The sequence below is a fragment of the Pseudocalidococcus azoricus BACA0444 genome, from assembly GCF_031729055.1.
In the GTDB taxonomy this organism is placed as follows: Bacteria; Cyanobacteriota; Cyanobacteriia; order Thermosynechococcales; family Thermosynechococcaceae; genus Pseudocalidococcus; species Pseudocalidococcus azoricus.
This window is the reverse complement of sequence record NZ_JAVMIP010000010.1, coordinates 49,877-63,685: the sequence shown is the minus strand read 5'-3', so window position 1 is coordinate 63,685 and position 13,809 is coordinate 49,877. Positions and strand designations below refer to the sequence as shown.

The window sequence follows — 13,809 nt, the reverse complement described above, 5'->3', positions numbered from 1 at the left end:
GGTTTACAGCCACAAAGATTCCAGATCATCGGTTTTTTTGACCAGGCCCTGACTCAACACCTCAGCCCCATTCGCTGTGACTAAAACATCATCCTCAATCCGAATTCCTTTGACATCGGCAAATTTGGTCAGGACTACCCAGTTAATCCATTGGCCGAGGTTGGGATCAAGCCGGGCCTGGTTCAAGAGTTGGGGAATTTGGTAAAAGCCCGGTTCAATTGTCACCACCATATGTTCTTGGAGCGGCCGATGTAACCGTAAATACCGCCATCCAGGTTTGGGACTACGATTGCGACCAGGCCCATAACCCGCTAAATCCCCTAAATCCTCCATGTCATGGACATCCAGACCAAGTAAATGCCCAATTCCGTGAGGAAAGAATGTTGTCCCAATCTCCAATGCCAATAAATCCCTGAGTGAACCTTGAAGAATTCCTAACCCGAATAGCCCTTCTGTAATTACTTGCAAGGCAATCCTATGAATCTCCCAAAATTCAACGCCGGGTTTAATGGCAGCAATGGCCTGGGTTTGGGCGGCTAAGACCACTTCATAAATTTCTCTTTGTGTAGCACTGAATTTCCCAGAAACGGGCCAAGTTCGAGTGATGTCCGCAGCCCAACCGCCGGGAGTTTCGGCTCCTAAATCTACCAGCAGCAGATCGCCGGGTTTGAGGGTATGAGGTGAATGTTCTTGATGTAAAACCTGGCCTTGGGTGGTGACGATACTGGTGTAGGCGAGATTAAACTGATGGGCGGCAACGACTTGTTCCATCCAGGCCCGGACTTTAGCTTCGGTTTTGGCATTTTGAGTAATTTTCATCCCCGCTTGCTGGGCCCGGATCGTGACTGCAATGGCCTGGGAAATTTCGGATCGGGCGGCGGCATCCTGGGTAAGGCGTAGATCAATCAAAGCCTGGGCCAGTGCCAAATCCTCAGCAACTAGGGGAAATTCAACGGGGCGGTTCAAAATCTGGGCCTGGTGTTGACGGTCATGGGGGTTAACTAGGGGAATGGTGGCGGCGTTGGCAGTGAATTGAGCAAGTTTAGCAAGGGGATAACTGGCCTGGGCCTGGAGTTGATCGGCTAATTGGTCGCGGGTTGGACTATCGCCATGCCAAAGAGCAGCAGATTCCGGTAGTTCGTCCCAAAAGAGAATTAAATTACCAGCTTCGAGATAAATTACGGTCTCGGCTAAGTTCAACCCAGTGAAATAGAGAAAATGACTACTGGCTCGAAATGGATAAGTATTGGCAGCAAAATTACGACTAACCCGACTCCCCGCCCAGAGTAATACCGGATGTGAACAGTTTTTCGCCAGACCCCGTCGCCGTGCTAGGAAATCATTCACCCTTAAACCTCTGCTTCTAAAATAATCCGGTTCCCCGCCAGACCAGAAATCCAAGGACTGGTTTGCCAGTTTTCCGTGAGTAAAAGTTGAATTAACTTGCTGCTCCGTTGACTAGTCAAATTATCCTGTAACCCTAAATAGTTACTAGCGGCATGATGGCTATCTCGTTCCATCGCCTTAAACAGGCCATCAGAATTATTCAACAAATTTTGTAGCTGGGCCTGGACATTATTCCACACCCCCATTTGCCGCATATTACTTAAGGACTCGGCCACCAGATCTTGGCGATGCTGAATCAAAACCGTTTGTTGATGTAAAACTGCTGGTAAATCCGCCCATAAAATCACCGGCCCATAGCCAACAATCCGCAGCATTTCCGCCCACTTGGGGGAACCCTTCAGCACTATCTCCACCATCCGACAAGCCAATGCCGTAATAATTAACCCTTGACTGTGGGCGACAATAAAAATTTCCGCACCGGCCTGGATACCCCGCAAAATCTCATAGGCTAACCGTAATGTCGGTCGCGGTGCACCCGGTGGTAATGTCCCGTAAATATAATTGGCAAACTCCAACCAACCCATTTTCTGAATAAACGGCAACTGCAACACAGCCTGCAAACTCGATAGGTTTTGTTCACTCAGGGGCAAGGTTAGTTTTCCTGGTAATAGGGTTTTCGCGATGCCTACCATATCAGCATCTGGAGCTAAGTCCTGCACACAAAGCGCATTGAGTAATTGCCCATAGGCCTGGAGTCGCTGCGCTGCTTCGGGAGTCATTTCCCCAGGCCAGTAGCGATAGAGTTCCGCTTTTCCCAATAAGCTTTCTAGTAAATCGGCTTCAAACCCATGGGTCTGATTATGAATGCCGTACATATCGAGGGGGTTGGCCTGAGTTAATTGGGCCAGTTGCTTTAGGTCTCGATATTGTCTATCTTGATCACTGGTTACGCCGTTGATATGCAACAGCAAACGCCTGCGCCCGATTGCCGGGGCCTGGGTACATTTAAGCAGGTAGCCATCAACATCTTCCATAGTCAAAATTAATTTTAGTCACAGATCAGGGGAGTTCCCAAGCATCAGTGATTTGGATCACAATAATACCCCCAAGGAATCAGGCATAATCAGAATTGACTCAGTACTATCCGAGTCATCAACAGGGAACACACAACGAGCCGGCAGACTTAATCTAGTTTGTCGGTTTTTTTTGAGTCCTCATTCACATCCTCGTACCTATGGCTGCGGCATCCTCTTTTTCCCAAAAAGTAACGGTTACTCTTGATCCAGCCCTCTATGCCCAACTTCAACAATGGCAACGTCAGCACCATCTTCCCTCCACCGCCCAGGCCCTCCGACAAATTCTTCAAGAGTATTTCCAGCCCACTACCCCAACTTGTCCAACTGTCTTGCAACGCCTGAATGCTTTAGAAACTGAACTGAATGATCTGAAAAAAGAACTCGAAACCGCCCTCAACCCGGAAGTGCCCCTCCTTGGCAATCTATCTTGGCTGGAACTAGAGGGCCTGGAACGATCACAACTAATTGCCTTGGCCAAACAACTGGGGCTGTATAGCTACAAACTCAATAACCAAGGCCTGCGTCGAGCCATCTTTACCGCCCAACATCAAGAATCACCCCCGATTTAGACAGGCTTCACATCATAAAAAATGCATAATTAGGCAGTCTTTCCGCTACAATTTGGGGGAACTTTACATTACTTTTTACGAAAACTATATGCCCCCACTGATTAACACCATTTCTCAGGATCAGCCCTATCTGCGGATTTACGGCGGACGACAACTGAGTGGTCACGTCAAGATCAGTGGAGCCAAAAATTCGGCCTTGGTGTTGATGACTGGAGCCTTGTTAGCGGAAGATACCTGTCATTTTCACAACGTTCCTGCCTTGGCTGACATTAACCGGATGGGGGAAATTCTCCAGGCCCTGGGCGTAAAGCTTTTCCCCTCTAAAGGCGGCCTCTCCCTCGACTCTCGCCACCTAACCTCAGCCCATGCTCCCTATGAACTGGTCAGTCAGTTACGGGCTAGTTTCTTTGCCATTGGCCCCCTCTTAGCTCGCCTGGGAACGGCCCGTGTGCCCTTACCGGGTGGCTGTGCCATTGGGGCCCGCCCCGTTGAACTCCATGTGCGGGGGTTACAAGCCATGGGAGCAGAAGTCCATATTGAACATGGCATTGTCCAGGCCTACGCCCGCAAACTGAAAGGGGCAAAAATCTATCTTGACTATCCCAGTGTGGGGGCCACGGAAACGTTGATGATGGCCGCAACCTTGGCGGATGGGGAAACCATTATTGAAAATGCCGCCCAGGAACCGGAAGTGGTGGATTTGGCCAATTTCTGTCGCTCGATGGGGGCAAAAATTCGCGGGGCCGGGACAAACACCATTACGATTGTTGGGGTACAGAAACTCCACGGGACAGATTACGAGATCATTCCCGACCGGATCGAAACGGGGACGTTTCTGACCGCCGCGGCTATTACTCGTTCTGAGATTACCCTGGCTCCTGTTTTCCCAGATCACCTCACCCCAATCATTGCCAAATTGGAAGAAATGGGGGCGCAAATTGTCCAGGAAACCCCCAAAACCCTGCGCTTTATCCCGGCGGAGACTTATACTAGCACCGATATCGAGACCCTACCCTATCCAGGATTTCCCACCGATATGCAATCCCTCTTTATGGCCCTCATGACCATTGCCGAGGGAAATAGTATTTTTAGCGAAACGGTATTTGAAAATCGTTTTGGCCATGTCCCGGAATTGAATCGGATGGGGGCAGATATTCGGATCAAAGGCAACCATGCGGTGATTCGCGGCGTTCCCTTTTTATCCGGTGCGCCGGTGATGGGGACAGATCTGCGAGCCACAGCCGCTTTGGTGGTAGCCGGACTGGCTGCCCAAGGAGAAACCCAAGTTTATGGTTTAACCCACTTAGATCGAGGCTATGAGGCCATTGAGGCTAAGCTCCAGCAACTGGGAGCCAAACTTGAGCGGGTGAATGGGGTACCCCAGGCCACGGCCGTACTTTAAGGTAGAACTATTGTCCTTGAAGTCGAGGTTTTGGATATGGAGTTGTCTCCATTCATTGATTGGGACTATCTAGCGGAATTATCGGGGGGGGATCGGGAGTTTGAGCAAGAGTTACTCCTGACCTTTGTGGAAGATGCTAAAAGTCATCTAGGGGCCGCCCAAGCAGCGGTCACTCGCCAGGACTTAGACGCAATGATGCGCGAGGCCCATCATTTAAAAGGTTCTAGTGGTAATGTTGGGGCCCATGGCATCCAAACCTTAGCGGCGCAACTCGAATCCGAAGCTAAACAAGGTAGCCTAGACAATGCCCCAAAACTAATTAGTGAAATGCAGGCCATCTGTACAGCCCTTGGGCAACAAATTGGGAGTTAAAGTCTAAGCCCATGACCGTACCCACTAGCCTTGATGAAGTCATTAACCAGGCCAAAGCTGCTACCCAGGCCGCCCTAGATGCTGGGATTAACCGGATTCAGATTGAAATACTTTTGCCAGATTTACAAATGATGCCCCTGGCCTGGAGCTATCTGGAACTATTTCAAGATTTAGGAGTGCACCTAAAGGTCTTTTTTGCGGATGCAGGGGCAGCGGCCCTAGCCCGACGGGATTGGCAAAATCCGATTTTCTCGGTTCGAGGCGTGAATGAATTGCTTGAGCCTGTCCAAGAGCAAGATCAGGCCTTTGTCTGCATTACTCCCTCCCCTGTTGAGGTGTCCTACATCGAACAAATGTGTAATGCTGCCGGAAATCGCCCCTTTATTTTGCTGAATCCCAAACTCCAAGACGTGGCCATTGTTGGGATTGGCTATGCAGGACGACAGTTGCGGGAGCGATTCCTAAACACCCTGGACACCGCTTATTACATCCGCCCCCTAGATGACACCACAGCCTTGTTACGGGCCTATCCGGGGGATTGGGAAATTTGGCGCGATGTGAACGGTGAATATCAACGTCTCGGAGCAACTCCAGCCAAGCCGAGTGGTGAGCAGATTGATAAAATCCTCTATGGGGAGCAGGCAGAAACTCCTGGGGGGGGGGGGGTTTTCGCCAGTATGCAGCGATTTCTCAAGGCATTACAGCAATAGGTTTGAATATATGGCTCTGATGTGACTTGAACACATGACCTTGGGCTTATGAGTCCCCTGCTCTAACCAACTGAGCTACAGAGCCGAAAATTCGCATTTTTAATCATAACGCAGCAAGGGACTTCAACAACAGTGCTTTAAAAGTAGGGTGAGTTAGGCGGGCTGTTCTGGCTCGAAAATAACTCAGAACCCCCATCAGCAAGATCATTTTCAACTCGCCCCTATCCAAGCTCCCAGGGGGAATTAAGATACAGACCTATAGCGTTACGCAGACTGTCCTGAGAGAGTATAAATCTTAAAAAGACTGCCCATGAAGCATTTTCTGACTTGTCTAAATAAGAGTCTTAAATGAGTAACGCTATAGCCAATGCCCAAGAAATACTGTCTCTCTTGGTTGGAATGTAGAGTCTTCACTCAACCCAGTTGCGTCCCTAAGCTAGAATTAACCTACCCAATAGTAGATCGGGGTCAAACAGACCGCCGGGGCCTGGGACATACTGATCCTGTTAGTTGGGGTTAATCATTGTTACTGTCCGAGCTAACGTTATATGCCTATCTCCTCTACTGCTGTTCCTCCCGTCATGAATGTGCCTAAGCATGGATTGCCTGTGACGATCATTACTGGCTTTTTGGGCAGCGGCAAAACTACCCTCCTGAACCATATTCTGACGAACCAAGACGGTCTGAAAACGGCCGTCCTCGTCAATGAATTTGGGGAGATTGGGATTGATCAGGAGTTACTGGTTAAAACCGACGACGACATGGTGGAGTTAAACAATGGTTGCATCTGTTGCACAATTAATAATGATTTGGTCAATGCTGTTTATCGTGTCCTGGAGCGACCGGACAAGGTGGACTATTTGGTGGTAGAAACCACTGGCCTGGCGGATCCTCTCCCCGTTGCCTTGACCTTTTTGGGGACTGATCTACGGGACTTAACTCGCTTAGACTCCATTGTGACGGTTGTTGATGCCGAGAACTTTAGCCTGGACTTGTTTAACAGCACCGCCGCCCAAAGCCAAATTGCCTACGGGGATGTGATTCTCCTCAATAAAACGGATCTCGTCCCAGAAACCCGCGTCCAAGAATTAGAAAAACGTCTCCAGGAATCCCGGGCCGGGGCCAGAATTATTCGGACAGTCAAATCCCAAGTGCCGCTGCCCCTAATTTTGAGCGTGGGCCTGTTTGAAAGTGATCGCTACTTTAGTCCCGAACCTGAATCACAAAAAGCAGAACATCACGATCACCATGACCACCACGATCACGCCGATCACCATGATCATGTTTGCGATGACACCTGCGGCCACGACCATCACGATCACGGGCATCACCATCACCACTCGGATCACTTGGAAATGGATGGCTTTATCTCAGTGTCCTTCCAGAGCGAGCGGCCCTTTGCGATTCGGAAATTCCAGAATTTTCTCGATAACCAGATGCCAGATGCTGTGTTTCGGGCTAAAGGGATTCTCTGGTTTGAGGAAAGCCCCCGCCGTCATGTCTTTCATCTGAGTGGCAAGCGGTTCACCTTAGACGATCAAGATTGGACAGGCGCACCGAAGAACCAACTGGTCTTAATTGGTCAGGGGTTAGACGAGGCTAAAATTAAGGCTCAACTCCAGGCCTGTGTTGCCCCAACTCCGTCAATGACTAAGGGCAAGGGCTTTGCGTAAATTTTGGGCCAATTATGCAGTCTTGGGCGGCAATTCATCGGCTAAGATGGTAATTTTATCGCTTTGGCATAGGCAGAAATCTCTAGCCGTAAGGATTCACTGAACAGTTTAGATAGCATGAGGGGCAAGCGGTGCAGTTTCACATTCAGCCAGAGAGTGAGATTCCGGCCTCCACCCAACTCTTTAACCAAATTAGTTTTGCGATTGCGGCGCGCCAGTTTCCGCCTGGATACCGACTGCCCAGTACCCGCCAATTGGCCATGCAAACGGGCCTGCACCGCAATACCATTAGCAAAGTCTATGAACGCCTAGAGGCGGCAGGCCTGGTCAAGGCACAGGTGGGGTCAGGTATTTATGTCCGGGCCCTTGGTCAAGAGGATAGTATGCCGCGACGGGCCCGCCCCACGGTAGTCCCCGTTCATCGCCTTGTCCAAGATAGTTTAGATACCTTGCTGGGGATGGGCTACTCCTTAGGGCAAATCCGGGAATTATTCTTAGCGGAAATTGAAGCTCGGCAAAAAGCAGGAGTCCGGGTGATTGTGACGGTACCCCAACATGATCAGGGGGCAGGTGAGTTAATTACCCAGGAACTCCAGCAACTCCTACCTGTCCCTGTGGAGTTAATCTATCTCGAAGAGATCGAAACACTTCTACAACCGGATAGTGCGGCGACCTTGGTGACTGTGCGTTACTTTGCCAGCATGACAGAAGCGATTGCTCGAGCCAAGGGGGTCAGGTTATTTTTTATTGATATTTATAACTATCAACGGGAATTGGAGGTCATTCAAAAATTGCCCCCGGGCTGTTGCTTGGGCCTGGTCAGCCTGAGTTCCGGAACCTTAGGGGTGGCGGAGGTGATGATCCACAGTTTGCGGGGGGACGATCTGCTCTTGGTGACTGCCCAGGTAAATGATGCCTATAAACTCAATGCTTTAGTTCACCGGGCCCACACAATTATTAGCGACCGTGCCAGTTCCGATCATGTCAAAGCGACCATTGCCTCTGTCCGGGAAAACTTAATTCGCCCACCTCGCTTAATTTGCTGTGAGAGCTACATTGATATTAATTCCGTGGATATCCTCAAGCGGGAATTGGGGTTAACGGATTTTTTGGAGGAAATTAAGGCTTCGTAGCCCAGGCCTGGTAAGGGTCACATCACGATCTTAAGGTTGAGAGTTCTGGTCTTTTTTCTCCCCCATAGTCTCTGCGGCTTAATTTGCTGAGGGGAGAGATTCATTACCCCGGCCCAGAGCCAGATTTTTATGCTCTCATCAGTATATTTGTCTCATCAATTCAGGCCTATCCTTAAACGCCCAAGGGACTGCTCGTTACAGTTTAGACCCATAAATCCTCAGAGGAAGTTGAACTAAGTTTAAGAAAGGAAACATAACTTTACATTAAGTAGCCATTTTTGCTGATTACCCGTGGCTAGAGTTGGAAAATAATTTAAATTTCTGTGTAAGTTTTACGAATTGATAACTTCTGATAAAACTGATTCCCGCAGCATTGTATAAGAAATACCTGAAGGGTCTGTTGAACAGGCTGTCTTGAATCCCGAATTGGCCAGATGGCGAACATAGGGTACGCAATTATCTGACCGCAACATAGATTGGAGTTTGAAGCATTTCAGCTTAATCTATCTTGGCGAGAAGAGTTTATTGCCCAGGCCTGGTTCCTTTCTAAATTGTGGCGATTCCTGTGGATCAAACAGTTCTTTAAGAAACAAACCTTTTGTGCTGCTTCGGCAGTTGCCTTAACTCTCTATAAATTGCTCACGAAGTCCAGACTTCTTTTTAAGGAGATTTTATCCATGCTAGACGCATTTGCCAAAGTTGTAGCTCAGGCCGATGCCCGGGGTGAATTCCTCACCAGTGCCCAATTCGATGCCCTGTCCAACTTGGTGAAGGAAGGGAATAAGCGCTTGGATGTTGTTAACCGTATCACCAGCAACGCTTCCACGATTGTTGCCAATGCTGCTCGGAGCCTCTTTGCCGAACAACCTCAATTAATTCAGCCCGGTGGAAACGCCTATACCAACCGTCGTATGGCTGCCTGCTTACGCGACATGGAAATCATCTTGCGCTATGTCACCTACGCTACCTTGGCTGGCGACTCCAGTGTGTTGGATGATCGTTGCTTAAACGGCCTGCGGGAAACCTACCAAGCTTTGGGCGTTCCTGGTTCTTCTGTTGCCACCGGTGTCTCTAAAATGAAGGATGCAGCAATTGCTGTAGCTAACGATCCCAACGGTATTGTCCCTGGCGATTGCAGCTCTTTGATCTCTGAAGTCGCTGGCTACTTTGATCGGGCTGCTGCTGCTGTAGCCTAGTCCCCTTGGATGAATACACCAAAATTTTCCTGACCGCTTTCTAAGACACGAAACTTATTAAGGGAGAAATCTCAAGACTATGAAGACCCCGATTACTGAAGCGATTGCCGCCGCTGATACCCAAGGTCGTTTCCTCAGCAATACCGAACTCCAAGCCGCTGATGGTCGGTTCAAACGGGCTGCTGCCAGCTTAGAAGCCGCTCGCGCCTTGACCAGCAATGCTCAAAGCTTGATTGATGGTGCTGCTTCTGCCGTGTATCAAAAGTTTCCTTACACCACCTCTTTGCAAGGATCTCAATACGCTTCAACTCCTGAAGGCAAGGCCAAATGTGCCCGAGATATCGGCTACTACCTGCGGATTGTTACCTACTCCTTAGTGGCTGGTGGAACTGGTCCTTTGGATGAGTACTTGGTGGCTGGTTTGGCTGAAATCAACAGCACCTTTGATCTATCTCCTAGCTGGTATGTAGAAGCCCTCAAAAGCATCAAAGCCAGCCATGGTTTGAGCGGACAAGCTGCTGTCGAAGCCAATGCTTACCTTGACTATGCCATTAACGCCCTCAGCTAGAGCTAGTTCCTAAGTTCTAGTTTGGTTGTGCCCGGGGTGGTTAGCAGATGATTTTGGGGGTAACTCTAATCCTTTGTTGACTGCGCCGGGCCTGTTTTTAGTCCACCTGTCCACTTTGATCTTTAGCAGGAGAATGCGTCGTGGCGATTACCGCAGCAGCTTCTCGTCTGGGAACGTCCGCCTATAGCAATGCGGCCCCGGTTGAGTTACGGTCTAGCTGGAGTGATGATGATGTCGAGGCGGTTATCCAGGCCGTGTATCGTCAAGTTTTAGGCAATGATTATTTGATGCAGTCGGAGCGTTTGGCTTCTGCTGAATCTCTTTTGCGCAATGGCAAGATCACAGTCCGGGAATTTGTCCGGGCTGTGGCCAAGTCAGACCTATATAAAAACAAGTTTCTCTATAACAGTTTCCAAACCCGAGTTATTGAACTCAACTACAAGCATTTGTTGGGGCGGCCTCCCTATGACGAATCAGAGGTGATCTATCACTTGGATTTGTATCAAGAGCAGGGATTTGATGCCGATATTGATTCCTACATTGATTCCCAAGAATATACCGATAACTTTGGGGATGCTGTGGTGCCCTACTATCGGGGTTTTGATGTCCAAACTGGCGGCCGCACGGTTGGCTTTACCCGGATGTTCCAGCTTTATCGGGGCTATGCCAGTAGTGATAATTCCCAGTCTGGCGGTACCCACTCTCGTTTAGCTCGGGATTTGGCCAGCAATAATGCCTCCACAATCATGCCTCCTTCCAGTAGCGATGGGAGCTTTGCCTTCTATGCTGCTACCGATGATGTCCCGCCGAAAAACTGCTTAGGGGGTTCCTATGGTGAAAGCGGTCGGATTTATCGGTTAGAGGTTGCTGGTATTCGGGGGGCTGGCTATCCTGGGGTTCGCCGCAGCAGCACCGCTTATCTTGTCCCCTTTGAGCAACTGTTGCCGAAAATGCAGCAGATTCATCGCACCGGCGGGCGTATTGTCAGCGTTAATCCTGCTTAGGGTCAGGGTCTCTTCAATCTCAGTTCACCATTGTTGGGAGTTTTTACATGTTTGGTCAAACTGCTACCAGCAGCACCGCGAGTAGTCCTTCCTCTGGACGGGTGTTTCGTTATGAAGTCGTTGGGTTACGGCAGAACGAAGAGGCTGATAAACAAGGCTTCCCGATTCGCCGCAGTGGCAGCACCTTTGTCACGGTTCCCTATGGCCGGATGAATGAAGAAATGCAGCGGATTTCCCGATTGGGCGGCAAAATCGTCAGCATTACTCCTTTAGTTGCTGAGGGTTAGGACGGCTGGGTGATGACGACTTCCCTCTTGTCCGCCTTTTCTAGTCCTGCTCTCAATCCTCCCCGGGTGCCCAGTGGTGAGGCTGATTCTGCGACTATCTTTTTACAGATGGTGGCTCAATTGAGTCATGCGGATACAAGTCTGCGCTACTATGCGGCCTGGTGGTTGGGGAAGTTTGGTCGCCAAGCTCAAGTTACCCCAGAGTTGCGCGCCCAAGCGGTTTCGGCCTTGATTGAGGCCTTGGCGGATCAAGCAGATCGGACAGAATTGGGCGGCTATCCGCTCCGGCGCAATGCTGCTCGGGCCTTGGGCAAGCTTGGGGATTTACGGGCTGTGAGTCCTTTGATTGCTTGCCTGGCCTGTGAGGATTTCTATGTTCGAGAGGCAGCAGCCCAGGCCTTGGGTCAGTTAGGTGATTTGGTGGCGATTCCTCCGTTATTGGAACTTTTAGCTGGTGGTGTTGCTGCAGCCCAATTTGTCCCCGGTCGCCCCCACCTGATCCAGCCCTATGAAGCGGTATTGGAAAGTTTGGGTCAACTCCAGGCCAAGGATGCTGTTCCTGAAATTCGTCCCTTCCTGAATCACTCGATGGATCGGGTCAAGTTTGCAGCAGCGCGGGCCCTCTGCCAGCTTACTGGAGATGCCGCGGCGGCAGAACTGTTGATCCAAGCCCTCAATTCACCGGATGTGCAATTAAGACGTTCGGCCCTATTGGATTTGGGGGCAACCGGATATTTACCAGCCGCCAGTGCCATTGCCGGAGCAGCGGTAGAAAACAGCTTTAAGCTGATCGCGCTTCGGGGCCTAGTGCAGGGGGCGATGCGTGTTGTTGATTTGTCCCAGTCCGATTTTCCTCCTGAGTTAACTGAATTACTGATGTTGATGGATGGGTTGCTTTAATTATGGCTACTGCAACATCCCTCATGTCCCTCATCCAAGCGGTTGAACAAGCGGAAACCCCAGCAGGCTTAATCCAGTCTGTGGAAGCTTTGGCTGCAACCGGCTCTCTGGAAGCGATTCCTCCACTAATGGCAGTCCTAGGCTATAACAATCCTGGGGCAGCCCTCGTGGCGATGAATGGCTTAGTGCGGTTGGGTCATGCCGCAGTTCAACCCCTACTCACTGGCCTGGACAGCTACAACTATGGGGCGCGGGCCTATGCGATTCGGGCCTTAGCGATGATTGCCCATCCCGATGCCTTGGAGATTCTGCTGCAAGCCGCCCTCAGTGATTTTGCACCGAGTGTTCGGCGAGCTGCAACGAAGGGGTTAGGAGGCTTAGATTGGCACTTAGTTGCTGATGTCCAAGTTCTGTCTGCCCAGGCCCGAGTAATTGTGGCTTTGGAACAACTAGTTCTAGAGAGTGATTGGGCATTGCGCTATGCGGCTGTTGTCGCGGCGACTCATCTGTTACCCCAAGTTAGGGATGAGTCTTTGGGAGAGCGGCTTTTAACTTTGCTGCAAACCTTAGCCCAGTGTGATTCGGATGTAGCAGTGCGGGCCCGGATACAGCTATTTGCCCGTTCTTCTGCCCTCAGAGATTGTGACCCAATGTTGCCTGCTTTCAGTGCTGCCCCTTAACTTTCCGTGTTGCTTTAATTCTCTCAATTTATCGTTATCCCGCAAAGGAACAAACCTATGGCTTTGCCCCTCCTCCCCATCCATCCCCGTACCCAAGACCAACGGGTTGCCAGTTATGAAGTGGCTGCGGATGATGATCCAGTCCTCTATCGGCTTACAGATGCCACCTCCAATACCGATGTGGATGCCTTAATCTGGGCGGCCTATCGGCAGATTTTTAGTGAGCATTTAATCCTGGAAAGCTATCGGCAACCTTTCTTGGAGTCCCAACTGCGGAACCGGGCCATTTCTGTGCAAGAGTTTATCCGCGGCCTGGGGAAATCCGAAGTTTATCGACAATTGGTGGCGGATACCAATTCCAACTATCGGCTGGTGGATATTAGCTTCAAACGCTTTCTGGGTCGTCCCACCTATGATCAAGGGGAGCAAATTGCTTGGTCTATTATTGCCGCCACCAAAGGTCTCAATGGCTTAATTGATGCGATTGTGGACAGTGACGAATATCAAGAAAACTTTGGCAACGATATTGTCCCCTATCAACGGCGGCGGCGGATGACCCGTCCCTTTAACCTGGTAAATCCCCGTTATGGCGACTATTGGCGCAATCAAGAACTCAAAGTCAGTGGTCTGTCCTACTATCGCGTGCGGGACTATAGCGTTGGCCCCCTGGACAGGCGGGTGATTCGCCAGGCCATTCCTGGTAACTTTCTCTCCATGGCTCGCGGTGTTCTCACCCCCACCCAAGATACTCAACGCCATGTGGCTCGGGCAACCTCTAGCTTAGTGAAAGTTCCCAATTCCACTGTCTCTGGCCGGACGGATCGAGTGGCGATTAAACCAGCCCCAACTGCTTTGCCCTACCGTTATCTTCCTCGTAATCCCCAGGTGTAAC

General features: G+C 50.3%; 15 protein-coding genes and 1 tRNA gene. 13 read left to right on the top strand and 3 right to left on the bottom strand.

Annotation, left to right across the window (positions count from 1 at the left end; all coding sequences use genetic code 11):
* Positions 1–3: 3 nt before the first annotated feature.
* A complete protein-coding gene (locus RIF25_RS10645; protein ID WP_322878516.1) occupies positions 4–1,347 on the bottom strand; it encodes an aminopeptidase P family protein in 1,344 nt (447 codons plus the stop codon).
* 2 nt (positions 1,348–1,349) lie between these two features.
* Complete coding sequence (locus RIF25_RS10640; RefSeq protein ID WP_322878515.1) at positions 1,350–2,381, bottom strand: hypothetical protein; 1,032 nt, start codon at positions 2,379–2,381, stop codon at positions 1,350–1,352.
* A 200-nt stretch (positions 2,382–2,581) separates the two neighbouring features.
* On the opposite strand from RIF25_RS10640, the gene RIF25_RS10635 reads away from it, so the two are divergent.
* The 4 genes from RIF25_RS10635 (at position 2,582) to RIF25_RS10620 (ending at position 5,476) form a co-directional block, all read left to right on the top strand.
* On the top strand, positions 2,582–2,992 hold the full coding sequence (locus RIF25_RS10635) for a hypothetical protein (protein WP_322878514.1): 411 nt from the start codon (positions 2,582–2,584) through the stop codon (positions 2,990–2,992).
* An 88-nt stretch (positions 2,993–3,080) separates the two neighbouring features.
* Entirely contained in the window at positions 3,081–4,394 is a 1,314-nt protein-coding gene (gene murA, locus RIF25_RS10630) for a UDP-N-acetylglucosamine 1-carboxyvinyltransferase (protein ID WP_322878513.1), read from the top strand.
* A gap of 36 nt (positions 4,395–4,430) precedes the next feature.
* Complete coding sequence (locus RIF25_RS10625; protein ID WP_322878512.1) at positions 4,431–4,766, top strand: Hpt domain-containing protein; 336 nt, start codon at positions 4,431–4,433, stop codon at positions 4,764–4,766.
* A gap of 11 nt (positions 4,767–4,777) precedes the next feature.
* Positions 4,778–5,476: a DUF1995 family protein gene (locus RIF25_RS10620; RefSeq protein WP_322878511.1), complete on the top strand. Its 699-nt coding sequence runs from the start codon at positions 4,778–4,780 to the stop codon at positions 5,474–5,476.
* A gap of 11 nt (positions 5,477–5,487) precedes the next feature.
* On the opposite strand, the gene RIF25_RS10615 is transcribed toward RIF25_RS10620, so the two are convergent.
* Positions 5,488–5,561, bottom strand: a tRNA-Met gene (locus RIF25_RS10615).
* Positions 5,562–6,024: 463 nt separating this feature from the next.
* Here RIF25_RS10615 and RIF25_RS10610 point away from each other — a divergent pair.
* The 9 genes from RIF25_RS10610 (at position 6,025) to RIF25_RS10570 (ending at position 13,808) form a co-directional block, all read left to right on the top strand.
* Positions 6,025–7,149: a CobW family GTP-binding protein gene (locus RIF25_RS10610; protein WP_322878510.1), complete on the top strand. Its 1,125-nt coding sequence runs from the start codon at positions 6,025–6,027 to the stop codon at positions 7,147–7,149.
* Positions 7,150–7,280: 131 nt separating this feature from the next.
* A complete protein-coding gene (locus RIF25_RS10605; protein ID WP_322878509.1) occupies positions 7,281–8,282 on the top strand; it encodes a GntR family transcriptional regulator in 1,002 nt (333 codons plus the stop codon).
* 677 nt (positions 8,283–8,959) lie between these two features.
* Positions 8,960–9,478 carry a phycocyanin subunit beta gene (locus tag RIF25_RS10600; protein ID WP_322878559.1) on the top strand — a complete coding sequence of 173 codons (519 nt, stop codon included), beginning with the start codon at positions 8,960–8,962 and terminating at the stop codon, positions 9,476–9,478.
* A 79-nt stretch (positions 9,479–9,557) separates the two neighbouring features.
* Positions 9,558–10,046, top strand: coding sequence for a phycocyanin subunit alpha (gene cpcA / locus RIF25_RS10595; RefSeq protein WP_015125151.1), 489 nt, complete (start codon positions 9,558–9,560; stop codon positions 10,044–10,046).
* 140 nt (positions 10,047–10,186) lie between these two features.
* Positions 10,187–11,050, top strand: coding sequence for a phycobilisome linker polypeptide (locus RIF25_RS10590; RefSeq protein ID WP_322878508.1), 864 nt, complete (start codon positions 10,187–10,189; stop codon positions 11,048–11,050).
* A gap of 47 nt (positions 11,051–11,097) precedes the next feature.
* Positions 11,098–11,337 (top strand): phycobilisome linker polypeptide, encoded by a 240-nt coding sequence (locus tag RIF25_RS10585; protein ID WP_015125149.1) that lies wholly within the window; start codon positions 11,098–11,100, stop codon positions 11,335–11,337.
* A gap of 12 nt (positions 11,338–11,349) precedes the next feature.
* Positions 11,350–12,237, top strand: a complete 888-nt coding sequence (locus tag RIF25_RS10580; protein ID WP_322878507.1) for a HEAT repeat domain-containing protein — start codon at positions 11,350–11,352, stop codon at positions 12,235–12,237.
* 2 nt (positions 12,238–12,239) lie between these two features.
* Positions 12,240–12,917 (top strand): HEAT repeat domain-containing protein, encoded by a 678-nt coding sequence (locus RIF25_RS10575; RefSeq protein WP_322878506.1) that lies wholly within the window; start codon positions 12,240–12,242, stop codon positions 12,915–12,917.
* Positions 12,918–12,974: 57 nt separating this feature from the next.
* Positions 12,975–13,808: a phycobilisome rod-core linker polypeptide gene (locus RIF25_RS10570; RefSeq protein ID WP_322878505.1), complete on the top strand. Its 834-nt coding sequence runs from the start codon at positions 12,975–12,977 to the stop codon at positions 13,806–13,808.
* Position 13,809 lies beyond the last annotated feature (1 nt).

Bases quoted from the DNA above. Each gene is read 5' to 3' on its own strand.
- RIF25_RS10640 (WP_322878515.1), bottom strand. From the start codon at position 2,381: ATGGAAGATGTTGATGGCTACCTGCTTAAATGTACCCAGGCCCCGGCA.
- RIF25_RS10635 (WP_322878514.1), top strand. From the start codon at position 2,582: ATGGCTGCGGCATCCTCTTTTTCCCAAAAAGTAACGGTTACTCTTGAT.
- murA (WP_322878513.1), top strand. From the start codon at position 3,081: ATGCCCCCACTGATTAACACCATTTCTCAGGATCAGCCCTATCTGCGG.
- RIF25_RS10625 (WP_322878512.1), top strand. From the start codon at position 4,431: ATGGAGTTGTCTCCATTCATTGATTGGGACTATCTAGCGGAATTATCG.
- RIF25_RS10620 (WP_322878511.1), top strand. From the start codon at position 4,778: ATGACCGTACCCACTAGCCTTGATGAAGTCATTAACCAGGCCAAAGCT.
- RIF25_RS10610 (WP_322878510.1), top strand. From the start codon at position 6,025: ATGCCTATCTCCTCTACTGCTGTTCCTCCCGTCATGAATGTGCCTAAG.
- RIF25_RS10600 (WP_322878559.1), top strand. From the start codon at position 8,960: ATGCTAGACGCATTTGCCAAAGTTGTAGCTCAGGCCGATGCCCGGGGT.
- cpcA (WP_015125151.1), top strand. From the start codon at position 9,558: ATGAAGACCCCGATTACTGAAGCGATTGCCGCCGCTGATACCCAAGGT.
- RIF25_RS10585 (WP_015125149.1), top strand. From the start codon at position 11,098: ATGTTTGGTCAAACTGCTACCAGCAGCACCGCGAGTAGTCCTTCCTCT.
- RIF25_RS10580 (WP_322878507.1), top strand. From the start codon at position 11,350: ATGACGACTTCCCTCTTGTCCGCCTTTTCTAGTCCTGCTCTCAATCCT.
- RIF25_RS10575 (WP_322878506.1), top strand. From the start codon at position 12,240: ATGGCTACTGCAACATCCCTCATGTCCCTCATCCAAGCGGTTGAACAA.
- RIF25_RS10570 (WP_322878505.1), top strand. From the start codon at position 12,975: ATGGCTTTGCCCCTCCTCCCCATCCATCCCCGTACCCAAGACCAACGG.